The following is an 18,292-nucleotide window of genomic DNA, read 5'->3' as shown; positions in this document are numbered from 1 at the left end:
AATAACGGAGGGATGAGCGTGGTAAATAAAAAGAAAAAAATGAAAAAAGCCGGGATACTGATCCTATTTCTCGCACCATATTTTGTGCTGCTGTTTATATTTAAAATTCTCCCGATATTTGCCAATTTTTACTACAGTTTCAGAGAAATAGAGGTGCAGACGGCAGGTACTTTCATCGGGCTGGAAAATTATAAGATGCTTTTTCAGGACCCTTTGTTTTATAAGGTTCTGAAAAATACATTTACATACTTACTGTATGTAGGCCCCGTGAATATTATATTTGGTTTTCTATTGGCATTGCTTTTAAACCAGAAACTGAAAGGGACAACCTTTTCAAGGGCTGTCATATTTGTGCCCTATATTTTAATGACAACCCTGGTCGGTATTACATTTAGATACATATTGGATGGAAACAATGGGATCCTAAACCACTATCTGTCGTTTCTTGGTATCGAGCCGGTCTTCTGGCTGACAAAGACTTCCACAGCAATGCTCGGAATTGCGGTAGCTTCCATATGGTGGACGATCGGCTATAATACGGTGATTTATCTGGCGGCTCTGCAGGATGTTCCTCGGGATTTGATAGAAGCTGCTTCTATTGACGGAGCCAATCGGTTCCAGAGATTAGTGCGGATTATAATCCCATATGTAAAAAACACAACATTTTTCGTAGTGCTGACAACGGTTATTTATTCTATGCAGGTATTCGGGCAGGTTTATGTTATGACATCGGGAGGCCCTAATTATAGTACACTTACATTTGTGCAGTACCTGTATATCAAGGCATTCAGGGAGTTTAAACTGGGCTATGCAGCAGCGATAGGCGTGATTTTATTTATCATCATTCTGCTGCTGTCAGTTGTGATTTACGGGGGCTTCCTGGACCGCGATGAATGGAGGATCAAGCGGAGCCAGAAAAGGAGGGGAAAACATGAAAAGTAAAAAGAAAAACAGTCGGATTACAAAAGGTATATTATATATCATACTGATTCTGGTTGTTTTATTGTTTATATTTCCTCTGATTTGGATTGTATCAACATCCTTTAAATCGACGGCAGAGATCTTCAATGGTCTATATAATTGGCTTCCGATTCAGCCAACTCTTGAAAATTACGCAGAGGCCGTGCAGGCCTATCCGTTGGGCGTGTGGATGAAAAACAGCGTGATTGTCGTTGCATTGGTTATTGTATTATCCTGTGTTTTCTATATACTGCCGGCATATGCACTGGCAAGAATAGAGTTCAAGTATTCGGGTGTACTTGTCATGCTGATGGTTGCAACGATTATGATACCCAAAGAATTATCTTCGATTATGTCTTATAAAATCGTAGCAAAATTGGGGCTTCTGGATACCTACTCGGCAGTAGTGATTCCACAGATATGCGATGCCATCGGTGTGTTTTTACTGTATCAGTTTTTCCGCGGCATCCCCAAAGAGTACAGCGAGGTATGCCAGTTAGACGGAGGAGGCCATTTTACCATACTGACGAAGATATGTCTTCCGCTGTCGGGGCCGGCCATATCGGTTATGGTCATTTTGACTTTTGTATCATCGTGGAATAACTTTTTCTGGCCGCTGCTGGTGACATTTACGGATAAATCCATGACACTTCCGGTCGGGCTGGCAACGATTATGACTAGTTACAGCGAGTCATCGGCCTCGAGGCAGTATGGTCTTCTGATGGCAATCTCGATTCTGACCTCTATCCCTGCGCTTGCCATTTTTATCGGGATGCAGAAGAAGTTCGTGGAGGCGATCACATCTACAGGAATTAAGGGATAAGAACACAAAATAACAGCATAGGAGACAAGAAAGATGAAAGATACAAAAGCGGTTTTATCAGATTATATTCAAAATATGAACGGGATACTAAGGCTGCGTCCGGCCTGGGTGGCACACGATTTTCTAAAGCCGGGAAAAAGGCTGGGGCTGAAGGAGGAAGACTATGATGCAGGTGAACGCGGCAGCATAATGGAAAGATGGTTCTGCTCGGAAACGCATGCAGATAACAGAATTGATATACCGGATGAGGGCTATTCTTATCTGGAGATCCCGGGTGAAAATATAACGGTGCGTGATGCACTGCAATTATGCAGGCCAGAGATTCTGGGAGCGGAATATGCAGAAAAGCACGGCTGCCTGGGACGGCTGATTAAAATATATGATTTTGGCACCAGGCTGTTTTTCCATATCCATCCAAGGGCAGAGGACATGAAAAAGATAGGAAAAAATTCCAAGGATGAAGCATATCATTTTCTGGATGCGCCGCTTGGAAAACATCCGGAGAGTTTTTTTGGAGTACATCAGTATATTGTGGAGCAAAACCTCCAAAAAGAGATATTCCTTCCGATCCTGAAAGAATGGAAAGCCGGAGAGGAGGAGGTCTTAAAGCATTCCCGGGCTTTTTTAAATGTACCGGGAGAAGGCTTTTTTCTGGATTCGGGAATACTTCATGCGCCGGGAAGCGCATTGACAATGGAGATCCAGGAGTCTTCCGATGTCTGTACCGTATTTCAGCCCGTTGTGGAGGGCTGCAGCATCCCAAAAAGCATGCTGTATAAGGACGTGGCACAGGAAGCGGTTGAGAATAGAGGGGAGGAAGCGGCCTTAGATCTGATTGACTGGGAGGCAAGCAGCGATCCGGATTTTTATGAGAAGAGGCATATTTATCCGAAACCGGTAGAGGAGACAAGACAGGGGGATATCTCGGAAGACTGGATCTATTATGGGACTCCGAAATTCAGCGGGAAAAGGCTGATTCTAAAACCGGGTGAAGAATTCTTCAGCCGTGAAAGAGGCGTACACAATATCTTTGTCTGGAAGGGGCAGGGGACCGTCGGCGCCCAGGAGGTGGCTGCAGGACAATTTGACCTGCATTCCTGTATGGATGAGCTCTTAATTACTTGCCAAAGGGCAAAGGAAGGTTATATAATTAAAAACACAGGCAAACATGACCTTGTCTTATATAAGTATTTTGGACCTGACATCAATATAGAAAATCTGCCGAAAATGGGGCACAAGTAAGAAAAGGAAGAGATAATGGGGAACATAACACTAAAGGATATTGCAAAAAAAGCAGGTGTTTCGGAGGCAACTGTTTCACTGGTATTGAATAATAAGAGTGTCGTGAACAGCCGTACACGGGAGCGGGTACTGAAGTGCATAGAGGAGATGAACTATAAGCCGAATCCCCTGGCGAGAGGGTTAGCTCTCAGAAAATCTATGACAATAGGGTTAGTCTGCCCGGATTCCGAGAACCCCTATTACGGGAAGCTCATGAAGCTGCTGGGGCATTACTGCAATCAATATGGGTACTCACTTGTGCTTGGCGTGTCCAATAATAATCCGGATATGGAAACTCGCATTATGGAAAATTTTGTGGATAAACAGTACGATGGAATTATTGTGCTTCCGCTGAATATCAGGAAAAATGAAAGCAGAGTTTTTACGGATGTGAAGGAGAATAAGATTCCGATCGTGTTCTGTACTTCCTATTATACAGGCTTTAAAAAGGACTGTGTTTTGACAGACTATGCGGAGGGCAGCTACCAGCTGACCCGTTATTTATTAGAAAATGGGCATCGCGAGCTATGGTATTTTGTTACCAGTGATAAAAAGCTGCCGGTCGCTCAGGAACGTATCAGCGGTTACAGGAAGGCATATGAGGAGAGGGGGCTGGACGTGGAACAGGACTGGATTGTAGGCTGTGATGATATCAGTGTGGAATACGGTTATGTAAAAACGAAGCAGCTTCTCCAGAGCGGCCGGACACCGGATGGGATACTGGCACTGAATGATTATATGGCATATGGAATCAAAAAGGCGATCCAGGAATGCGGATATCGTATACCGGAAGATATTTCTCTGGCGGGATATGATGATGTCTTCTATCATCTGATTGCCGATAAACCACTGACAACGGTACACCAGGATTTGGACAGCATGGCAGCCAATACCGTAAATCTGCTGATGCAGAAGATGAATAAAGACTTCCAGCCAAAACAGCCGGTTCAGCATCTGATTCGTCCGTCTTTAGTGGTGCGCAAAACGACAAAGGGGGATTAAATGAAGGGCGGAAGGTACTTTATTTTAAGCCTGAATCCCGGCTATGACCAGTGGCATATTGTGCGAAGCAGACCTGCCGTACAGAATGTGTTCCGGGCAGACGAGGTGCTGCATATCATATCGGGAAAAGGGCTGAATGTAGCCAGGGCATTAAAGAATCTGGCATGTGAAGAATATGTTTGCATGAATATTTTAGGCGGAATGACAGGGGAAATAATTCGGGATCTGGGCAGGAAGGAGCATCTGAACTGCCTGGAGTACCGTGTTGCCGGCGAATCCCGGATCAATACATGTGTCATGCTGGAGTATGACAAAAAGACACTCTCTTATAATGATCCGGGACCCGTGCTTTCCAGAAAAGAGGTCTCGGGCCTTAAGATATTTTTAAAGGGCATAATGGACACAGAAGAAAAGCAGTCTTTTGTTATAAGCGGTGCGCCCTGCAGGGGAATATCGGAACAAGATTTTCGGGAGATCCTGGAATATGCGGTTTGTAAAGGACATCGTTTAGTTGCGGATGTTTCAGGAAGCTGGCTGAAAATAGCAGGGGATTACCCATTAAATTTGATGAAAGTGAATAGAGAGGAATTCCAGGAAGCGTTTCAGTTGGATGCTTTTCTTTTTACAGAAGAATTAAAGCGCTTTAAATACGAGAGAGGAATCGAAGAACTGATTGTTACGGATGGTGAAAATGGAGGTATAGCCTGTGGTAAAAACGGGGAATGCCTATTTGGAAAAGCCGAAAAAGTACAGGGCGGAAACTATTCAGTAGGTTCGGGGGACTCTTTTTTAGCAGGATATCTGGCAAAATATGCACAGGATGCGTCTTTAGAAGAATGCCTGAAATACGCCGGTGCATGTGGCCTTGCAAATACATATAAAATTGGTCCGGCAATGATAACGAAAGAAGAAGTAAATAAACTGGAAAAATACATAACGATAGGAAAGAAAGGAGAAAGTGTGGTATAATGTCATTAGTCACGTTAAAAGAAATCTTAAAAGATACAAGGGAAAAGAAATATGCAGTTCCGGCATTTAATTTTAATGGTTATGAGGATGCACAGGGGATGATGAACAGTGCGCTTCGGGTGCGTTCCCCCATAATTCTCATGGCTTCTATGGGAGCAGCCAGATATATCGGGCTCAAACAGACAGTCGGGATGATTAAGGGGATGGCGGAATCCGTAGACATTCCGGTGTGTCTCCATTTGGATCATGCAACAGATGCGGCGTTTCTCAAAGAAGCGGTAGTCGCCGGTTTTACCTCGGTTATGATAGATGCATCCAAAAAAGATTTTGAGGAGAATATAGAAATCACGAGAGATGTCGCAGCATATGCGAAGAAATTCGGATGTTCGGTGGAAGCGGAGCTTGGAAGAATCGGCGGGCGGGAAGAAGAGATCGTTGTTGATGATGCCTCGAGTGCACTGACTGACCCGGAGAGAGTACCGGAATTTGTAGAAAAAACAGGAGTAGATGCACTTGCAGTCGCAATCGGCACTGCACATGGCTTTTATAAGAGTACGCCGAAACTGGATTTTGAACGCCTTAGGAGAATCGCTGAGCTGACATCCTGTCCGCTGGTTCTTCACGGGGGGACTGGGGTGTCGGAATCAGATTTTCAGACATGCGTCAGCCTGGGCATGAGTAAGATCAATGTGGGGACCGAATTTAAAGCGGCGTATACAAATGCAATCAGAGATGCTGTTGCTGTGAATGAAACAGCGGAGGTAGATCCAAGAAACTACATGAAATATGTAAAAACAAAGTGTGAAGAAATTGCGGAAGGAAAAATGAGATTATTTCATTCCGCCGGTATGGCCTGATTCATCAGACTGCCACATTCGTCTTCACATAGAAGGGAGGCTATGTATGATTCAGAGAGTGTTCAGCCAGGATAACGGTTTTATGCCGGTTCTTTATAAAATCAGCAACCTGTTTTTACTGAATATATTATGGATTCTTTTCAGCCTTCCCATAATTACGGCCGGTGCCGCGGCGGCGGCCCTCTATACGGTTACCCTGAAAATGTGCAGGAATAAAGAATCTTATATATGCCGTTCCTTTGTAAAGGCCTTCCTGAAAAATTTCAGGCAGGGGACATTGATATGGCTGGCGTATGCAGCAGTTGGGGGAATACTTTATTTCAATCTTTATGCGGCGGCGTCCGGAAAATTGTTTGCGCAGGCTTTTTTCCTGACGGTATTTACAATCATGTCGATTTTATATGTAATGATAGGAATCTATCTGCCGCCAGTATTGGCGAAATTTGATACAACAATTAAACAAATATTGAAAATATCCGTATTTTTATGCTTTAGGCATATTGGCCGCACAATCCTGATGCTGATTGTAATACTCATACCGTATCTGGCAGTGGCCATTGATCTGTATCTTTTGCCGATATTAATTATCATTGCTGTTTCAGGAACAGCATATATTTTAGCCTGTATCCTGAATAAAATATTTTCAAAATATATACAGGAAGTTGAAACATAAAGTAAGAATCAGAAAATTTGAAGATGCGATAAAAGCGGGAAGCCGTGGGAAAAGAATACCCACGGCTTCCTGCTTTTTTAAGAATATTCTGAAAACGGAGGTCAGGGGGGTCAGACCCCTTTGCAAAGGGGTCTGACCCCCTTGACCTCCTCTTTATGTTTTTTATACTTTTTTAATACCCTCCCCATGTTCTTTCACACCTATTTAATACAAAGCATGCTATTTTTTAGTTGTAAAGAGAGGATAGGGGTGCGGCGGTTAAGCAGTATGCATCCGAAGCAGGGAGGCTTTTATAATGAAAAAAGAATCTAACGAATATGGGAGTGGAAAATTATTTGATATGGAGGATGACCTGAAGAACCTCTGCAGGGTCATCAGGAATTATGTGTCCGAACATAAGTGGGAAGAGTGTGACCGCCTGATTCCGAAGTATATGGAGTTATATCCGGACAGTGCGGTGCCGCATAATTTACGGGGTATTGTTATGGAAAAACAGGGCAGGCATGCGGAAGCCATGAAACACTTCCGGGCGGCACAGGCCTTGGACGCATCCTATGTACCTGCAAACTTTAATATGGAACGGTTCGCCTCTTTTGAAAAGGAGGGCAGGGTGGAACCGGCATTTGACGTGAATGACTGTATCAGGATGAAAGGCGAAGTGAAAGGGAAAAAAAACTATTTTTTTCTTAGAAACCTGGGGTATGATGCAGAACTGGAAAATCCCTGGTCCTGACCGCTTATTTCTGGGAAAAGATTAGAATTGCGGACTGCCCTTAATAGGGTTTTAATGCCATTTTAATACCAGAATGTATTTTTATTATCCCAATTTTATATAGACTGGCGTAAATTAGAGACCTGTAAGGAGGAGAAATAAATGGGAAATACAATTTTACAGTATGTGCTTTATGTTGTCATCCTGGTAGCGCTTGCAATACCGCTTGGGTGCTACATAGGAAAAATTATGAATGGTGAAAAGGTATGGCTTAGTAAGATATTGTCACCGGTAGAGGGGCTGGTTTATAAAGCCCTCAGAGTGAATAAAGAGGAGCAGATGGGCTGGAAAAAATATGCGGTCAGCGTAGGACTTTTCAGTATTTTCAGCTTCATTGCGTTATTCCTGATTCTTATGCTGCAGGGACATCTGCCATGGAATCCGGAAGGAATCAGCGGAATGAGCCCGGACCTGGCGTTTAACACAGCGGTCAGTTTTGTGACTAACACAAACTGGCAGGCTTACAGCGGTGAGACAGGACTCTCTTATTTTTCACAGATGGTGGGTCTGACCGTACAGAACTTCGTATCTGCGGCAGTCGGAATCTGTGTACTGTTTGCCTTAATCCGTGGATTTATAAAAGTAAAGTCGGAAGGGCTTGGAAGCTTTTGGGCCGATCTTACGAGAGTGGTCCTGTACATTCTTGTTCCATTGTCAATCGTAGTAAGCGTTCTGCTTGTGTCTCAGGGTGTTGTGCAGAATATGAACAGCTATGAGACAACACAACTGGTAGAGCCGGTCACAACGGAAGAGGGAGAGGAGATAACAGAGGCAACAATCCCTATGGGGCCGGCGGCAAGTCAGATCGCTATTAAACAGCTGGGCACAAACGGAGGCGGTTTCTTCGGCGTGAACTCAGCGTATCCGCTGGAGAATTCGACGCCATTTTCCAACATGATTGAGATGCTGTCTCTTCTATTAATACCTGTGGCGCTGTGCTTCACCTTCGGAAGAAATGTTAAGGATAAAAAGCAGGGCATTGCGATTTTCGCTGCAATGATGATTATGTTGGTTCTTGCATTGTCAGGTGTTGCAATCTCAGAACAGAATGCGACTCCCCAGCTTGCTGCAGATGGTGCGGTTAATATAGAGCACACGGACGGACAATCCGGCGGTAATATGGAAGGCAAAGAATCCAGATTCGGGATAGCAACCTCTTCCACATGGGCAGTCTTTACAACCGCGGCCTCTAATGGCTCCGTCAATTCCATGCACGATTCCTACACTCCGCTGGGAGGGGCCATACCGATGCTCCTGATGATGCTTGGCGAAGTCGTATTTGGAGGGACCGGATGCGGGCTATATGGAATGCTTGGATTTGCGATCATGACGGTCTTCATCGCCGGTCTGATGGTCGGGCGGACGCCGGAATATCTGGGGAAGAAAATCGAACCGTATGAAATGAAGATGGCATGCGTTGTCTGCCTGGCAACACCGGTTGCAATCCTGATTGGCAGCGGTATCGCAGCGGTGCTCCCATCTACGTTAGACAGCCTGAATAACCCGGGAGCACATGGATTGTCCGAGATTTTGTACGCATACTCTTCAGCCGGTGGAAATAACGGCTCCGCCTTTGCCGGATTCGGCGCGGATACGCTCTTTATCAATCTATCACTCGGGCTGATTATGGCCTTTGTCAGATTTGTCCCGATGATGGCGGTTCTGGCGATTGCCGGAAGCCTTGTCAGGAAAAAGAAAGTGGCTGTCACGGCAGGAACTTTGTCCACCAGCAATGCAATGTTTATTGGACTTCTGATCTTTGTAGTCCTGCTGGTTGGAGCCTTAAGCTTCTTCCCGGCATTGTCGCTGGGGCCAATTGCAGAATATTTTCAGATGATAGGATAAGTTGGGAGGCATAACGAAAATGGCAGAAAAGATGAAAGACACAATGGTGAATAAAAAGATGCTGATGCGGGCAGTTAAGGACGCATTCATCAAGCTGTCACCGAAAACAGAAGTAAAGAATCCGGTTATGTTCCTGGTTTATGTATCGGCGATACTGACAACAATCCTTTTTGTACTCGCATTGTTCGGCATCCAGGACGCAGGGGCTGGTTTTATCTTAGGAATCGCAGTTATACTATGGTTTACCGTACTCTTTGCAAATTTTGCGGAGGCAATTGCGGAAGGCAGGGGAAAAGCGCAGGCAGATTCTTTGAGGGCATCTAAAAAAGATGTGATGGCGAATAAAATTCCTTCTGCTGACCAGAAGGATCAGATTGAATATGTCAAATCTGCTTATTTGAAGAGAGGGGATCTGGTGCTCGTTCATACAGGGGAACAGATTCCTGCAGACGGAGAAGTCGTAGAAGGCGCTGCATCTGTCGATGAAAGCTCGATTACAGGGGAATCTGCTCCCGTAATCCGCGAGGCGGGAGGCGACAGAAGTGCAGTCACCGGGGGAACAACGGTCATATCGGACTGGATTGTTGTAAGAGTGACCAGTGAGGCTGGAGAAAGCTTCCTGGATAAGATGATTGCCATGGTGGAAGGCGCATCCAGAAAGAAGACCCCAAATGAGATTGCACTGGAAATCTTTCTGATAGCGCTGACGGTAATCTTTATATTAGTAACAGTATCCCTGTATGCATACTCCAGGTTTTCAGCGGGCCAGGCAGGAATCGAGAATCCGACATCAGTGACATCGCTGCTTGCACTGCTTGTTTGCCTGGCGCCGACTACAATCGGCGCGCTGCTCTCGGCAATCGGCATTGCCGGAATGAGCAGACTGAATCAGGCTAATGTATTGGCCATGAGCGGAAGGGCAATCGAGGCGGCAGGAGATGTTGATACACTACTTTTGGACAAAACAGGAACCATCACGCTTGGAAACAGGCAGGCAAGCGAGTTCATCCCCGTAGACGGACACACGGAACAGGAAGTAGCCGACGCTGCACAGCTTTCTTCTCTTCCTGATGAGACGCCGGAGGGAAGAAGCATAGTTATTTTGGCGAAGGAGAAATTTAACTTCCGTGAGAGAAGTCTGGAAGAGCTTCATATGGAATTCATTCCATTTACTGCTAAGACCCGGATGAGCGGAGTGAATACTGCGGAGAGTGAAATACGGAAAGGTGCGGCAGAGGCTGTACGTGAATATGTGGAATCATATGGGCAGAAATTCAGCGCCCAATGCGATGAAATCGTACGCAGGATTGCCGAAAAAGGAGGTACGCCGCTGGTTGTAGCCAAAGACCATCAGGTTTTGGGAGTGATTTACCTAAAGGATATCATCAAATCAGGTGTGAAGGAAAAATTCGCCGATCTGCGCAAGATGGGGATTAAGACGGTTATGATTACCGGAGATAACCCGATGACGGCAGCGGCGATCGCGGCAGAAGCGGGCGTGGATGATTTCCTTGCGGAGGCAACGCCGGAGGGGAAGCTGGATATGATCCGTACGCTGCAGGCAAAAGGCCATCTCGTGGCAATGACCGGGGACGGAACAAATGACGCACCAGCGCTGGCGCAGGCCGACGTGGCAGTTGCAATGAATACAGGAACACAGGCCGCGAAGGAAGCGGGAAACATGGTGGATCTGGACTCTTCGCCGACGAAACTGATCGAGATTGTAAAAATCGGAAAGCAGCTGCTGATGACGAGGGGAAGCCTGACTACTTTTAGTATCGCCAATGACCTGGCAAAATATTTTGCAATCATCCCCGCACTGTTTATGAGCCTGTATCCCGGATTGGGGGCTTTGAATATCATGAATCTGCACAGTGCAGAGAGCGCAATATTTTCAGCAATTATCTACAATGCCCTGATTATCATTGCCCTGATACCTCTGGCATTAAAGGGTGTAAAGTACAGGGAAGTATCCGCAGGCAAACTATTGTCGAGAAACCTGCTGGTTTATGGATTGGGCGGAATCATAGCACCGTTTATCTGCATCAAATTAATAGATATGCTGATAGTAGCTTTAGGATTCTAAATATCAGCCAGTGTGCAGAAAGTAAATAAGAAAGAGGTGTCGATAGATGAAGACTTTAAAATCAGTAGTTGGGAAAGCGTTTCTGGCGCTTGTCATATTCAGCATTTTATGCGGGGTAATCTATCCCTGGCTGATGACTGGCATATCACAGTTGTTTTTCAAAGATAAGGCAAACGGAAGTATCATTGAAGTAGATGGCGTACAGTATGGGAGTGAGCTGCTGGGACAGCAGTTCACAGGTGATGAGTACCTGTGGGGAAGGATTATGAATATCAATACCGAGACCTTCACAAATAAAGATGGGATGGCGACGGTATATGCAGGACCTTCTAATAAGACTCCTGCCGGTGAGGAATTCGAAGCACAGATTCAGGAACGAGTCGAGAAAATCAAGGCAGGAAATCCGGATGCAGAGGAGGAGCAGATACCTGTAGACCTGGTAACCTGTTCCGGCAGCGGCCTGGATCCGCACATCAGTGTGGACGCCGCAGAATATCAGGTTCCACGGCTTGCAAAGGAGCGGGATATGACGGAGGAAGAGGTACAGGATATCATAGACAGGTATACAACCGGGAGATTCCTTGGTATTTTTGGAGAAAAGGTGGTAAACGTACTTCAGGTGAATCTGGCATTGGATGGGATACTAAAGTGATTTGGATACGCAGTGGGAGCGGGGGGGACGCCGAATAACCGGGCAGCCTGTCCCATGCCGGGAGCATATATGCCATTTTATTAATCCGCTCCGTTAGCGTAAGAGACCCTAAAGGAAAAAACATAGAAAATGGTGGTCCAGCGGCATGCAACCCGAAATTTGATAATTTCGGGTCTTAGGCCGCTTCAGAATTTGCAGTGAGACTGCAAATTCTGCCCATCATTTTCTATGTTTTTTCCTTAAGGGTCTCTAACGTTCACTCTAGGATTTATAAAATGGCATATATGCTTCCGGCATGGGACAGGCTGCCCGGTTTTTCGGCTGGTGCATCCAGTCGGTAGGAGAGGGGCGTCCAATGGGAGGGGCTTCGAAGGCGTAGCTGTGTATTAATTCGGTTGATGGGGCGTGGAATATATGCTCATAAGTTGCGGGATGTCAGGGAGGTGTGATATAATACCTTCAGATTATTATGAATCGATAGAAAGGTCTCTGTTAAAAATGAACTATCGCTATGTAAATTATCAGAAAGAACTGGACCGCCTGATTTCTTCTCTGCAGAAAGAGGGGCGGGTGCCGAGGCTTCTGCTGCACAGCTGCTGCGCTCCCTGCAGCAGTTATGTGCTGGAATATTTATCGGAATATTTTGAAATTACAGTTTTCTATTACAATCCCAATATTTTCCCGGAAAGTGAATACACAAAACGGCTGCTGGAACAGCAGACATTAATTTCGGACATGAATTTTAAGCATCCGGTTTCTTTTCTTGCAGGGAATTATGATAAAGATAAGTTCTATAGCATGGCCGCAGGCCTTGAACATGTAAAAGAGGGCGGTGAGCGCTGCTTTAAGTGTTACGAACTGCGTTTGAATGAGACCGCGCAGATGGCGGCAAAAGGCGGTTTCGATTACTTTACAACCACGCTGAGTATCAGTCCGATGAAAAATGCGGAAAAGCTGAATACAATAGGAAAAGAAGTAGCATCCAGATATGGGATAAAATACCTGCAGTCCGACTTTAAAAAGAAAAACGGCTATAAAAGGTCCATAGAACTCTCGAAAACACACGGGCTTTACCGCCAGGATTACTGCGGATGCCAGTTTTCGATGGAGAGCAGAAGAAAAGAATAATGAGAAAATTCTGAAAACGAACCGCAAAGGGGTCAGACCCCTTGAAATTTATTGTAGACACCAGCACGTTACTATGATAAACTAATGAGAAAATCTAAAATACAGAAAAGAGGATAAGGAAATGGCGCAGTTATGGGGCGGTCGTTTCACAAAGGAAACGGACCAGTTAGTGTACAATTTTAATGCATCAATTTCTTTTGATAAAAAGTTCTATGAACAGGATATCAGCGGCAGTATCGCGCATGTGACGATGCTTGCAAAACAGGGAATTCTGACAGCGGAAGAAAAAGAGCAGATTATAGATGGGCTGGAAGAAATTCGGGCCGATGTGGAAAACGGCGTTCTGGAAATCACGGACGAGTATGAGGATATCCACAGCTTTGTGGAGGCCAATCTGATTGACCGTATTGGGGAACCCGGGAAGAAACTACATACAGGAAGGAGCCGCAATGACCAGGTGGCTCTGGATATGAAGCTTTATACCAGAGATGAGATTCTGGATCTGGATAAGCTGCTCAAGGAGCTTCTTGAGGTTCTGCTGAATCTAATGAAGGAAAATACGGAGACTTACATGCCTGGGTTCACACATTTGCAGAAGGCACAGCCGATCACGCTGGCACACCATCTGGGCGCATATTTCGAGATGTTCAAGAGAGACCGTTCACGTATGAAGGATATCTATAAGCGCATGAACTACTGTCCGCTTGGATCCGGCGCGCTGGCAGGGACGACTTATCCCCTGGACAGGGAGTACACGGCCGGGCTTCTGGAGTTTGACGGGCCGACGCTGAACAGTATGGATTCCGTGTCGGACAGGGATTACCTGATCGAGCTTCTGTCTGCCATGTCAACTGTGATGATGCATCTGAGCCGTTTTTCCGAAGAGGTGATCATCTGGAATTCCAATGAATACCAGTTCGTAGAGATTGACGATGCCTACAGTACAGGAAGCAGCATTATGCCGCAGAAGAAAAATCCGGATATCGCAGAACTTGTCCGCGGAAAGACAGGACGCGTATACGGTGCTTTGATGTCACTTCTCACAACGATGAAGGGAATTCCGCTTGCCTATAATAAGGATATGCAGGAGGACAAAGAGCTGGTGTTCGATGCCATTGACACGACAAAGGGATGTCTGGCGCTGTTTACGGGAATGATCCGGACAATGCGTTTTAATGAAACGCGTATGGAAAACAGTGCGAAACACGGATTTACGAATGCAACGGATGCAGCGGATTATCTGGTCAATCATGGCGTGCCGTTTCGGGATGCGCATGGTATCGTGGGGCAGCTGGTTCTTTACTGTATCGAAAAAAATGTCGCGCTGGACGATATGTCCCTGGAAGAATTCAAGGCAATATCCCCGGTATTTGAAGAAGATATCTATGAGGCAATCAGTATGAAAACCTGCGTGGAAATGCGAAACACAATCGGCGCTCCTGGAAAAGCAGCCATGGAAAAAGTTATCGCTTTGCAAGAGGCGTATTTGAGCATATAACATATAAGAAAATAATATTCCAAAGGACATCCGGTAAGGTATGCCTGGTCGGGCGGGATCCGCAGCAGGCTGTGGAAAAAATATTGTCAAAACCAAAGGAAAAGAGAAGGAGAGAAAAATGGAACAGAAATTAAGAGTAGGTATTTTAGGCGCAACAGGAATGGTCGGACAGAGATTCATCTCTCTGCTCGAGAACCATCCTTGGTTTGAAGTAGTAACTGTAGCGGCAAGCCCGCGTTCTGCAGGTAAGACATATGAGGAGGCAGTGGGAGACAGGTGGAAAATGGATACGCCAATGCCGGAAGCCGTAAAGAGCCTTGTTGTGCTGAATGTGAATGAAGTTGAAAAAGTAGCTTCTACCGTAGATTTTGTATTCAGTGCGGTGGATATGACAAAAGAAGAAATCAAGGCAATTGAAGAAGAATATGCAAAGACAGAGACTCCGGTTGTATCAAACAACAGTGCACACCGCTGGACACCGGACGTTCCGATGGTAGTGCCGGAAATCAATGCAGACCATTTTGAAGTAATTGCAGACCAGAAAAAGCGTCTGGGAACAACAAGAGGATTCATTGCCGTTAAGCCAAACTGTTCGATTCAGAGCTATGCTCCATGTCTTGCAGCATGGAAAGAATTCGGACCGAAAGAAGTTGTGGCAACCACATACCAGGCAATTTCCGGAGCAGGAAAGACCTTCAAAGACTGGCCGGAAATGGTAGAAAATATCATCCCCTATATCGGCGGTGAGGAAGAAAAGAGTGAGCAGGAACCTCTCAGAGTGCTGGGAAAAGTGGAAAATGGCGAAATTGTAAAAGCAGAGCTGCCTAAGATCACATGCCAGTGTATCCGTGTCCCGGTTCTGAACGGACATACGGCTGCAGTATTTATAAACTTCGAGAAAAAACCAACCAAAGAGCAGCTGATCGAGAAACTGGTGAGCTATCAAGGCTTTCCGCAGGAGGCAAAACTGCCGAGTGCTCCAAAGCAGTTTATCCAGTATCTGGAGGAAGATAACCGCCCGCAGGTTAAAGTTGACGTAGACTATGAAAATGGTATGGGCGTGTCCATCGGACGGCTGAGAGAAGATACCATGTTTGATTATAAATTCGTGGGACTGTCACATAATACAGTACGCGGAGCGGCAGGCGGAGCGGTATTGTGCGCAGAGGCACTGACAGCGAAAAAATATATTCAGGCAAAATAAGTTGGGAAGGGGCGCCTGCCGCCAGAACGGAGTGCCAACCCCCTGGGGACGCATCTGGTGATTTCTGGTGCAGGCCGTTTGCAAAGAAAACGTAACATCAAAACAGGAGCCTCACAGAGAACCGACGGCATTTACTGCATAATCTTTATGATTATGCAGCTCAGGCCGTCTTAGAATTTGCTTTGGTAAGCAAATTCTATCTCTGTGAGGCTCCTGTTTTGATGCAACGTTTTCTGATGCGCACTTTGATGCACCAGAAATCACCAGATGCGTCCCCAGGGGATTAGCACTCCGCTCTGGCGGCAGGCTGGGCGCATCCGGCCGGGAGGACGGGGACGCTGGGGGACAGGGATGGGCGGCGGGAATGGAAAAAGGATAAGATCTCATCTTTTCTTTGACGCTTTATTATGATAGAATGACAGGTAGAATTTATTTGAAAGAGGAGGTTGTTGTGATGGGAATGACTATGACGCAGAAGATTCTGGCGGCTCATGCGGGGCTTGATTCTGTTGTGGCCGGGCAGTTGATAGAGGCGAAACTGGATGTGGTAATGGCAAATGATATTACCGGGCCTATGGCTCTGCCTATTTTTAAGGAGATGGCGGAGAGGGTTTTTGATAAAGATAAGGTTGTTCTGGTTCCGGATCATTTTACGCCGAATAAGGATATTAAGTCGGCGGAGAACTCTAAGTCTATCCGTGAGTTTGCTAAGGACCAGGGGCTGAAATGGTATTTTGAGCAGGGAAAATCAGGGGTGGAACATGCGATTCTGCCTGAGGCTGGTGTTGTGACCGCAGGCGAATGTATTATCGGTGCGGACTCCCATACCTGTACATATGGCGCTCTTGGGGCATTTTCAACGGGCGTGGGCACGACGGATATTGCGACGGGAATGGCAACGGGGGAATTGTGGTTTAAGGTGCCAAGTGCAATAAAGTTTGTTCTGACCGGCAAGCCGGGGGCTTTTGTGAGCGGTAAGGATATTATTATTCATATTATCGGAAAGATCGGTGTGGACGGCGCTCTCTATAAATCTATGGAGTTTACAGGGGACGGCCTGAAGGAACTTTCTATGGATGACCGTTTTACGATGGCGAATATGGCGATCGAGGCAGGGGCAAAGAACGGGATTTTCCCGGTGGATGAGAAGGCGCAGGCTTATATAAAAGAGCATTCCGTGAAGGAATATAAGATCTATGAAGCAGATGAGGACGCCGATTATGATGAAGTGATTGAGATCAATCTGTCAGAGGTGCGTCCGACCGTGGCATTCCCGCATCTTCCGGGGAATGCAAAGACCATTGACGAGATCGAAGCCATGGAGCCGATCAAGATTGATCAGGTGGTCATTGGTTCCTGTACAAACGGAAGGATGGAGGATATGCGCAAAGCTGCTGCAATTCTGAAAGGCCGTGAAGTTCATCCGGATGTGCGTGTCATGGTAATTCCTGCCACACAGAAGATATACAAACAATGCATGGCAGAGGGACTTCTGGATATTTTTGTAGATGCGGGATGTGCGGTCAATACACCAAGCTGCGGGCCCTGCATGGGCGGACACATGGGCGTAATGGCAGCCGGAGAAAAGTGCGTTTCCACAACGAACCGCAACTTTGTAGGCCGTATGGGGCATGTGGAATCCCTGATTTATCTGGCTTCCCCAGAAGTGGCTGCTGCAAGTGCAATCGCAGGATGTATTGCAAATCCTGAGAAAGTAGGTGACAAATAATGAAAGCATTGGGACACGTTTTTAAATATGGAGATAATGTAGATACCGACGTAATCATACCGGCAAGATATCTGAATTCCTTTGATGCACAGGAACTGGCAAGCCACGCGATGGCCGACATTGACCCGGAGTTCGTAAACAAGGTACAGCCGGGAGACCTGATTGTGGCAAACAAAAACTTCGGCTGCGGCTCCTCCAGAGAGCATGCGCCGCTCTGCCTAAAAACTGCAGGGGTAAGCTGTGTAATCGCAGAAACATTTGCCAGAATCTTCTACCGCAACGCAATCAACATCGGACTTCCGATCATTGAATGCCCGGAAGCTGCCCAAAATATAGATGCCGGAGACGAAGTCGAAGTAGACTTTGACAGCGGAAAGATCTATAACCGCACAAAAGGCACAGAATTCCAGGGACAGCCGTTTCCGGAATTCATGCAGAAACTAATCGTAGCCGGAGGCCTTGTAAACTACACGAACAGTAAGAAGGGGTAGGCGGTGCTTGTGGAGGGGGGGCCGCCGCCGGAACCGGATATAGGGATGTCTGGAAACGGGTTACTGCTGTAAGCCGGAGTAAAGTAAAATAGAAGGAAAACCGGGGCAACCTGGCCACATCATCCGAAGCCCGATGGCTTCGCATGCTGAGGCCAGGGAATCTTTTGATTCGGTATCAAAAGATTCACCCCGGTTTTCCTTCTATTTTACTTAACTCCGACTAACAGCAGTAAGACGCTTCCAGACATCCCTATATCCGGTTCCGGCAGCTGGACGCATCCAGGCAGAAGCAAACGCTTACCCCGGGAGGGACTGAAGACGG

16 protein-coding genes are annotated in these 18,292 nt (G+C 46.3%); all 16 read left to right on the top strand.

The genetic code is table 11. The annotated features are described in order from the left end of the window. The first annotated feature begins 18 nt into the window (after positions 1-18). The 16 genes from ARB69_RS01760 to leuD all read left to right on the top strand — a co-directional run bounded on the left by ARB69_RS01760 (position 19) and on the right by leuD (position 17,970). Positions 19-942, top strand: coding sequence for a carbohydrate ABC transporter permease (locus ARB69_RS01760; protein ID WP_050639748.1), 924 nt, complete (start codon positions 19-21; stop codon positions 940-942). Beyond that, positions 932-1,783: a carbohydrate ABC transporter permease gene (locus ARB69_RS01755; protein WP_050639749.1), complete on the top strand. Its 852-nt coding sequence runs from the start codon at positions 932-934 to the stop codon at positions 1,781-1,783. The genes ARB69_RS01760 and ARB69_RS01755 overlap by 11 nt, the downstream gene beginning before the upstream one ends. A gap of 33 nt (positions 1,784-1,816) precedes the next feature. Further along, entirely contained in the window at positions 1,817-3,025 is a 1,209-nt protein-coding gene (locus ARB69_RS01750) for a hypothetical protein (RefSeq protein WP_055150363.1), read from the top strand. Between the two features lie 15 nt (positions 3,026-3,040). Then, on the top strand, positions 3,041-4,066 hold the full coding sequence (locus ARB69_RS01745) for a LacI family DNA-binding transcriptional regulator (RefSeq protein WP_055150360.1): 1,026 nt from the start codon (positions 3,041-3,043) through the stop codon (positions 4,064-4,066). Next, entirely contained in the window at positions 4,067-5,035 is a 969-nt protein-coding gene (locus tag ARB69_RS01740) for a 1-phosphofructokinase family hexose kinase (RefSeq protein WP_055150357.1), read from the top strand. It begins immediately after the preceding gene. Beyond that, positions 5,035-5,892 (top strand): class II fructose-bisphosphate aldolase, encoded by an 858-nt coding sequence (locus tag ARB69_RS01735; RefSeq protein ID WP_055150354.1) that lies wholly within the window; start codon positions 5,035-5,037, stop codon positions 5,890-5,892. The genes ARB69_RS01740 and ARB69_RS01735 overlap by 1 nt, the downstream gene beginning before the upstream one ends. 46 nt (positions 5,893-5,938) lie before the next feature. Further along, positions 5,939-6,565 (top strand): YesL family protein, encoded by a 627-nt coding sequence (locus tag ARB69_RS01730; RefSeq protein WP_055150351.1) that lies wholly within the window; start codon positions 5,939-5,941, stop codon positions 6,563-6,565. A gap of 295 nt (positions 6,566-6,860) precedes the next feature. Then, positions 6,861-7,298, top strand: a complete 438-nt coding sequence (locus tag ARB69_RS01725) for a tetratricopeptide repeat protein (RefSeq protein ID WP_050639755.1) — start codon at positions 6,861-6,863, stop codon at positions 7,296-7,298. Positions 7,299-7,439: 141 nt separating this feature from the next. Further along, positions 7,440-9,182, top strand: coding sequence for a potassium-transporting ATPase subunit KdpA (gene kdpA, locus ARB69_RS01720; protein ID WP_055150348.1), 1,743 nt, complete (start codon positions 7,440-7,442; stop codon positions 9,180-9,182). Positions 9,183-9,201: 19 nt separating this feature from the next. Next, the gene (gene kdpB, locus ARB69_RS01715; protein ID WP_050639757.1) at positions 9,202-11,268 is read left to right on the top strand and encodes a potassium-transporting ATPase subunit KdpB; all 2,067 of its coding nucleotides are present in this window, start codon (positions 9,202-9,204) and stop codon (positions 11,266-11,268) included. A 46-nt stretch (positions 11,269-11,314) separates the two neighbouring features. Then, entirely contained in the window at positions 11,315-11,920 is a 606-nt protein-coding gene (gene kdpC / locus ARB69_RS01710; RefSeq protein WP_050639758.1) for a potassium-transporting ATPase subunit KdpC, read from the top strand. 498 nt (positions 11,921-12,418) lie between these two features. Next, positions 12,419-13,048 (top strand): epoxyqueuosine reductase QueH, encoded by a 630-nt coding sequence (locus ARB69_RS01705; protein WP_050639759.1) that lies wholly within the window; start codon positions 12,419-12,421, stop codon positions 13,046-13,048. Between the two features lie 121 nt (positions 13,049-13,169). Continuing rightward, positions 13,170-14,546, top strand: coding sequence for an argininosuccinate lyase (gene argH, locus ARB69_RS01700; RefSeq protein WP_055150345.1), 1,377 nt, complete (start codon positions 13,170-13,172; stop codon positions 14,544-14,546). A gap of 118 nt (positions 14,547-14,664) precedes the next feature. Beyond that, positions 14,665-15,750, top strand: coding sequence for an aspartate-semialdehyde dehydrogenase (gene asd / locus ARB69_RS01695; RefSeq protein WP_050640020.1), 1,086 nt, complete (start codon positions 14,665-14,667; stop codon positions 15,748-15,750). A gap of 454 nt (positions 15,751-16,204) precedes the next feature. Then, on the top strand, positions 16,205-17,479 hold the full coding sequence (gene leuC, locus ARB69_RS01690; protein WP_050639761.1) for a 3-isopropylmalate dehydratase large subunit: 1,275 nt from the start codon (positions 16,205-16,207) through the stop codon (positions 17,477-17,479). After that, the gene (gene leuD, locus ARB69_RS01685) at positions 17,479-17,970 is read left to right on the top strand and encodes a 3-isopropylmalate dehydratase small subunit (protein WP_050639762.1); all 492 of its coding nucleotides are present in this window, start codon (positions 17,479-17,481) and stop codon (positions 17,968-17,970) included. The genes leuC and leuD overlap by 1 nt, the downstream gene beginning before the upstream one ends. The last annotated feature ends 322 nt before the right edge of the window (positions 17,971-18,292 follow it).

The organism is Faecalicatena contorta (genome assembly GCF_001404335.1).
In the GTDB taxonomy this organism is placed as follows: Bacteria; Bacillota; Clostridia; order Lachnospirales; family Lachnospiraceae; genus Faecalicatena; species Faecalicatena contortus_B.
The sequence above is the reverse complement of the archived record's forward strand: the minus strand, read 5'-3'. Positions and strand labels throughout refer to the sequence as shown.